The organism is Collinsella aerofaciens, assembly GCF_040915425.1.
Taxonomy (GTDB): Bacteria; Actinomycetota; Coriobacteriia; order Coriobacteriales; family Coriobacteriaceae; genus Collinsella; species Collinsella aerofaciens_BW.
Genome location: NZ_JBCPDN010000094.1, coordinates 1 through 5,956 on the forward strand (window position 1 = coordinate 1; position 5,956 = coordinate 5,956).

Annotated in this window: 7 protein-coding genes; 3 read left to right on the top strand and 4 right to left on the bottom strand. The window is 57.4% G+C overall.

What is annotated here, in order from left to right; translation table 11 throughout:
* Positions 1-84 precede the first annotated feature (84 nt).
* The gene (locus AB5164_RS09605) at positions 85-402 is read right to left on the bottom strand and encodes a DUF6273 domain-containing protein (protein ID WP_368143250.1); all 318 of its coding nucleotides are present in this window, start codon (positions 400-402) and stop codon (positions 85-87) included.
* Positions 403-515: 113 nt separating this feature from the next.
* Here AB5164_RS09605 and AB5164_RS09610 point away from each other — a divergent pair, with 113 nt between their 5' ends.
* Positions 516-920 (top strand): hypothetical protein, encoded by a 405-nt coding sequence (locus tag AB5164_RS09610; RefSeq protein ID WP_368143251.1) that lies wholly within the window; start codon positions 516-518, stop codon positions 918-920.
* 12 nt (positions 921-932) lie between these two features.
* Positions 933-1,172, top strand: a complete 240-nt coding sequence (locus AB5164_RS09615) for a hypothetical protein (RefSeq protein ID WP_022093933.1) — start codon at positions 933-935, stop codon at positions 1,170-1,172.
* 450 nt (positions 1,173-1,622) lie between these two features.
* Here AB5164_RS09615 and AB5164_RS09620 read toward each other — a convergent pair whose 3' ends face one another.
* Together AB5164_RS09620 and AB5164_RS09625 are read right to left on the bottom strand one after the other, a co-directional pair.
* Entirely contained in the window at positions 1,623-2,051 is a 429-nt protein-coding gene (locus tag AB5164_RS09620) for a hypothetical protein (protein ID WP_117758888.1), read from the bottom strand.
* 1 nt (position 2,052) lies between these two features.
* Complete coding sequence (locus AB5164_RS09625) at positions 2,053-3,741, bottom strand: ABC transporter ATP-binding protein (protein WP_368143252.1); 1,689 nt, start codon at positions 3,739-3,741, stop codon at positions 2,053-2,055.
* A 1,680-nt stretch (positions 3,742-5,421) separates the two neighbouring features.
* On the opposite strand from AB5164_RS09625, the gene AB5164_RS09630 reads away from it, so the two are divergent.
* Positions 5,422-5,616: a ribbon-helix-helix domain-containing protein gene (locus tag AB5164_RS09630; protein WP_138341788.1), complete on the top strand. Its 195-nt coding sequence runs from the start codon at positions 5,422-5,424 to the stop codon at positions 5,614-5,616.
* Between the two features lie 12 nt (positions 5,617-5,628).
* Here AB5164_RS09630 and AB5164_RS09635 read toward each other — a convergent pair.
* The coding region (locus AB5164_RS09635; RefSeq protein ID WP_368143253.1) for an ATP-binding protein at positions 5,629-5,956 on the bottom strand (328 nt) is incomplete at its 5' end.

Genomic DNA, 5,956 nt, shown 5'->3' on the forward strand with positions numbered 1-5,956 from the left:
ATTTAAACGGCTGAAAAAGGGGCATCGACCTGCGCCGATGCCCCCAACGTGGACACACATTTTGTCCTATAAGCCTAAAAGAGATCAGAAGCAGAAAGCGGGGAGAACATAAAACGAGTCCGTCGCGCTGTAGCTGTAGCAAATACCGCCGCTTTGAACATAGCGAAAGGACGTGGAGCTGCGCGGTCTCACGGAGCGAGTCCAGTGGCTATAGCCTGATGCACCGGAATAGTTCGACCCCGTCACGCCCTTGGATTTGTAGCACTCGTACTGGATGCCGTCGGATTGCATATCCCCGTATACTTCGGTTGCCGAGAGCAGAAAAACCTTGTCGGTCGTCGCTGAGGGGGCACCGCCCCAGTTACCGCCAACGTTATCGGTTGTCTTTGTGACGGGTTTCACCTTTGACTGGAAGAACCTCTTGCCTTATTAAAGAAATACGCCAAATACAACGGATATAAAGCGGAAGGAGGCGACATCAAGTAACTATCAAAGGCCAGATTAAGGAGCCAGCCATGAAGAACTGCCTGCCCTCCATCGTCTCAGCAGCTCTTTGCCTCTCCCTTGTCATGACACCATTTGTGCCCGTTGCGGCAGCCTATGCCGACGATGGATCTCCCGCCGAGAGCAGCGAAATCTACGTCGGAGACAACTACGACGAAAATTACGATATATCCCTTTTTGAGCGCGGACGCTGCACGGATTCATATTCCAAGGCGTGGTGCGATTCTCACGGATTTGCAAATAACCGCCCCGTCCCTCACAAGGTCAAGCTGAACGCGAAGGAGGAGGCTCGCCTGCGCGATCTTCAGCTTGCTGGCACCGCTGAAGTTATCGCCGGTCTCGTGACAACCGGTCCTAGCGGCGGCTTTTTTGCAACCGCAATGACATCGTACCGACTTTTCACTTGCATGTTCTGAAAGGAAGTTGCCATGTTGTCGCAAAATCAATCGAGATACTTGACCACAATCGGCTTTGCCCTGCTTGCATTACTCTTTGCTAGCGACCTTTTGCTGAAACCGCCCAAGGAACTCGTTTCGCTTGCCATAGCCTGCATTTCCGCCCTTTACTTTACGGCAACCCTATTCGTCGGACTAAAGGAGAGGAAAAAAGGCGCAGTCGTTGCATCTGCCGTAGGCGTGATCATAGCCATTGCCTCATTCTTTATCTGACACATTGGTGATCTAGGAGCGATATCGTAGGAATACGACCGGGAGAGCCGGGACCAGATTGCCCGGGTTGCCCGGTCGGCTCGCGCGACGGCGCGGCGGTTCCACAGAAAGCTCTCCGGACTTCACACTGTTTCTGATCGCATTGTAGACAGCCATCTCGTCTTCGCTGTCGGCGAGCACGCGGTGTGCGTCGTCGTTTTGGATGTCCAGTAAATCTCGAAGGTCCTCCATGCACCAGCGTCCGAGATTTGGCCATGCGCGTTGCGCGAGCTGATAAGTGTCGATTGCGATGTTGTAGTTAAAGTCCAGGCCAAAGCCGTCCCAGGCAGAACGGCTTTGTTTCCTTGATTATCAACTTTATCCGGACACTTCCCGCATTCATCCGTGTGTGTACGGATGAATGCGGGGCCCGATAGCCCGGCGGCCTGATCGGCAGGCCGCCGGGAACTCTCACTCCTCGATAAAAGCCGGCACCCGGTTAGTCCTGCGCATCTTGAAATCGCCAGTTTCGTGGGAGACGTAGAGAATGCCGTCCATCCCGTCTCGCGATGCATATGAAAGGTGAACAGAACCGCAATCCGCTCCATCATCGTCGAGAAGATCGAACGAATTCGGATCGCTCGTTGCGGCCAAACGACCACTCAGACAAGAGCCATCGCCATTACAGATTTGCCATTCCATGTCTTCGCCTGCAAGAATCGCCATAGACGGCCTGGTCGCGCCATCGTTGACATACATCCCGTCTATGCCAAAACCGTTCTCAGCGCCATCGATAAACGATTGCTCGGACCTATACCTCGCAAATGATGCACATAGAACCATTGCAAGACAAAGTACAGAGCCAACAATCGCTATCTTTGCATAGCTCTTGCCTATCATGTCATTCACCTCCCTCGTATGTATCGAGGTATTCCTGCTTGAGCGTCTGCGAGGACGACTTGATCTTTTCCACGAGCGTGCCGGCTTCGATGAAGTAGAACGAGTTGGTGAGGTCTGCCAGGTCGTCGAGTAGATGGCTTGAAATGAGCACGCTGCGTCCCCGCGCCACCTCGCTGCGCATCGCGTCGCAGGAGGTTTTCCGTTTTCCCGGATCGAGGCCGTTCAGCGGTTCATCGAGGATGAGGTACGGGCAATCGGTCGCTATCGCCATGGCAAGCTTTACCTGCTGCTTCATTCCTGTCGAGAGTTTACGGGTCGGCTTGTCGAGATATGGGGAGATTCCGAGGGAGTCGCAGAGCGAGTCGATGTCGGCGGCCGATTTCCACGCCTCCCTAACGAAAGCAAGGTGCTCGATGGCCGATAGCGTGGGATAGAGATCCGCGCCGCCTGGAGAGCTCAGGTAGACGAGTTCTGCAAATTCGGCTGATCGACGTTGGCAGATTCCGTCTGCCGCCAGGCTTCCCGAGCGGATGCGGGTGGGAAATTGGCCCGACAGCGCTTCAAGAAGGGTGGTTTTCCCCGAGCCGTTGGGAGCAACGAGGCCCGCCGCCGTTCCCGGGCTCAGGAAAAGCGACCCGATTGAAAGTATCGTCGTGCTTCCGTATCCCACGCTCGCGTCCAGAAGCTCGAGCCCATGGTGCTTTTTCGCGGGTCCAGGCTGTTTGGGCGAACGTGTCGCAACGGCGCCGACCGTAAAAAAGACCGCGACGTATGCCAGGGCCACGGCAAGCATCGATGCGCTGCCTGAACCGGAGCCAATGAATTCTGTCGGGAAGCATCCCACGTAACCCGTTGCCTCGATAGGCGAGAATACGGCCAGCGGCAGGAGCCCGAGCACGGCATTATGCCCTAGTGCCGAATCGGACAGTAACGGGAATGCCGGGGCCGCGACAAGCAGCGCGGAGGTAAGGGGGCCCGCGAGGACGCGCCTCGTTGCGGTCGATAGGACGGCGGAGCAAACGGATATCAAGGTTCCGCCCGCAAGCAGCGCGAGAAGCAGGGCTGTGAAGACGTTTCCCGCGGTCGTGGTGGTAAGCGCGCCGTCATGGAAGAAGGCGATCGGGTACCCAATTTGCCCGAAGCCGTTTAGGACCAAGGCGCAAATGCCCCCGGGTGCGAGGCCGGCGAGGAGCATCGCGGTCCCCGCGGCGATTATCGAAAACACGATCTGGATAAGGCGCCGGAATTTGGGCACGGGCGCCTTCGCCGCCAGGGTCGCAGGCCTTGTGGCGCCGAGCACGAGTATCGACGAGAGAAGGAAGGGGATGAAGGGAAGGAAAGACGGCGCCGTGGCAACGGCGTAAGGCAGGAAGGAAAGGAATGGCAGGTCGCTTGCGGAGGCCGGGATATCCGTGATGCCGGAGCTGCTCAGGGCACGGCAATACGCGAGGTCTGCGTCATTGGTCTCTCGGTCTCCCACGATGGACCCGGATTGGAAGCCTTCGCCCATGAGCGCGTAGTAGCTCTCGGCAGAATCGAGAAAGGCGGCGTCGGTTTGAGCGGCGAGGGCGGCGTTCGCGTATCTTGCAAGCTCCGCGTCATCTTGCTGCTCTGGAGATAGGTCTGTGCCGCTGGCCTGGGGCGCGCGCGTATTGAATGCGTCGACAAAGCCCTGCATGCCCTGTTTCATAAAGAAGGGCCCGTAGATGGGTGAATTGAACGCAATGGGGGCGGAAAAGGCTGCAGCGAGAACGAGCGTACAAATCCATACGGCCCTGTCTCTTAGGATTAGTTTGAGAAGAAGTCGACAGTACATTCAGAAGCACCTACGTTCCTCAAAGAATTGTTAGATTAAAAGTAACAGACCGGATGAAGATACGTGCGACGGGGGCGAGGCGAATGGCTGAGCGGTATCGATATGCGGGTTCAACGGTATCACATTGACCACATAGATTATTAACCTGCATTTCTAACAGTTAAGGAGACGGGTGCTTTCCAGCACACTCCTTCGATGATGCCTTCCGCTTGTTGCTATGCCGGTTTCAGCCAACAAAGAATGTGCCCGGGCGCTCAGGTTCACCGTTAGCGTTGGCAACATATGAGATGGGCCAGACCCTTGCCGCGCGCCGATTGCGCGAGAGGTGTCGGGCTCCATGTTTATTCCACCTGCTTGTTATCAACCAGCTTCGTTCAACGTTAGACATTCAAGATGTCAGACGTCGAACCTGCGCCAAAGACGCAGCTGGGGCTACTAGTTGCCTACAATCGCTCGCGAAGCTCGCCTGTTCGTGCGTGAATATCTGACAGCTCCGTCAGACATTGTCGGACATTTGATTATTCGACAAATGCGCACGTGGTCGCGTTCGCAAAGATTACTGAACGGTCGATGGGTGCGTTGGGACCGGAGCAAACGGCGGATGCCAGAAAAATGGCCTCACAGAATCGCACCCATGGTTGATAAAATTGACCGCCCGGGCGCAAATACCCGGGCGGTCAATTCATCCCCTCGTTCGCGATCCTGTTGGGTTTTGGGGCTTTGACATGTTGTTGACGGATGGATCAGCCGTACAGCTTGATCTCCCGGGGTTCCATGTGGTCGTCCCCCAATAAGACGTCCCTGATGTAGCTCTGCGGCAAGAACTCGACGGGCAGCACTGGGTCGTCGACGTAGCCGGGCACTGGGAGTAGGCGTGACCTTTGGACATAGCGTGGCCGCCTGCCGGCGGTCGGACTGCCACTTCAGCCAAAAGCTCAGGCGCGCGCATTAAAATAATGGATATATCGCTTGATGGGCTTTTGACCAAGCATGAACATCGCAGGTAAATCCGTGTACCAATTTTTGGTACACGGATTTACCTGCGGTTTGTTGAAAACTCTGACATGCGCCGCCGACTTCATTAAAATCGATTGCCGATCAAGTCTTCCTATATATGCGAGCCCTGAGAAGCTGCGCTGTGAACCTGAGACCGCTATCGATCGGCCCGGTGCACCGGGCCGCTGTCCTCGAGCCGGCAACAGCTTGCCGGTCTCAAAACGTATGCCGTCCGGCACGACCGACGGCCGAGTCTTGCGCCCCGTTCGGGCAGCGCCAGAACCCCGTGCCGGAACCCATGCGGTCGATTGCAGGGGAATTCAGCCGAGGCCATCGAGGAGCCGACCTAGGGACGGTGCCCTCAGTCCTCGAAGGATTTCAACCGCCCCTTAAAGGCTCGGATTGATTTAACGGTTGATTCAATCCGGCAGAATATGCCGGGCATGGACCGGTTGACACAATGTAAGGTAAAAAGCAGATGCGGCCGTACGCCGGTGCGGGGTTCGGGTGATGTGATAGAAAGAAATATACGTATTACATCTAACCAAGAGGTGCGTCATGGCAACCGCCACCGCAGCCCTGAGAATCCCCGAGGACCTTGCGAACAGGTACGACCGCCTGGCGAAGTCGACGGGCCGCACGAAAAACTTCTACATGACGGAGGCGCTTGCCGCAGAGATAGGCAGGCTCGAATACGAGTACGGCCTCATGAATTATCCGGGAAGCGTTTGGTTGCGAGGTATGCCAGTGTGAGGGCCTGATTCGTCAGGCCCCGCACAGGGGGACCGCGATGGTGGCCACCGCGCCGCCCGAGGGGCTGTTGGCGAGCGAGACGGAGCCCCCGTGGGCGCTCGCGGCCTCGGCGGCGGCGTGGAGGCCGAGCCCGTAGTGGCGGCCTCCGTCGCGCGAGGAGCGGGAGGAGTCGTCTGTGAAGAGGCGCTCACAGCCGCGTTCGAGGGCGGCGGGAGAGAAGCCAGGTCCGTCATCAGCGACCTCGATGACGAGGTACCCGCCCGCGACGTCGCAGGAGACCGCCACGCGCGAGCGCGCGTGCTCGGCGGCGTTGGCCACGAGGTTCGCGGCGGCTCGCGCC

Bases quoted from the DNA above. Each gene is read 5' to 3' on its own strand.
- AB5164_RS09610 (WP_368143251.1), top strand. From the start codon at position 516: ATGAAGAACTGCCTGCCCTCCATCGTCTCAGCAGCTCTTTGCCTCTCC.
- AB5164_RS09615 (WP_022093933.1), top strand. From the start codon at position 933: ATGTTGTCGCAAAATCAATCGAGATACTTGACCACAATCGGCTTTGCC.
- AB5164_RS09620 (WP_117758888.1), bottom strand. From the start codon at position 2,051: ATGATAGGCAAGAGCTATGCAAAGATAGCGATTGTTGGCTCTGTACTT.
- AB5164_RS09625 (WP_368143252.1), bottom strand. From the start codon at position 3,741: ATGAAACAGGGCATGCAGGGCTTTGTCGACGCATTCAATACGCGCGCG.
- AB5164_RS09630 (WP_138341788.1), top strand. From the start codon at position 5,422: ATGGCAACCGCCACCGCAGCCCTGAGAATCCCCGAGGACCTTGCGAAC.